Genomic DNA, 365 nt, shown 5'->3' on the forward strand with positions numbered 1-365 from the left:
GGGTTATGATATTACCTTTGTTCATAAATTCTCAATAGTTTGAAAAAATTCTTAAATAAGCTACGCACTAATTCATTTCTTCTGACAATACTCAATTCAATAAAATGAAGAAATATGAACAGAAATCAATTATTTGTATTGAGAGTGTTTGTTAGAAATTGCATGCATAAAAAACGCATTAAACTGAGTTTTGGTGAAGATTCATTCATTTATTGGTTATAATTATCATTAAGGTTAATTATTATGAGGCTTTTTATTTTAAAGTTCACAAGTAAATAATTTATAAAATAATCAATAGTCAGAGGTTAAATAATACCAAGTAAAAAATAGATCCTATGCTTTACTGTCTTTTCCTTGAACTGAAA

It is taken from the genome of Vibrio penaeicida (assembly GCF_002933855.1).
Taxonomy (GTDB): Bacteria; Pseudomonadota; Gammaproteobacteria; order Enterobacterales; family Vibrionaceae; genus Vibrio; species Vibrio penaeicida_A.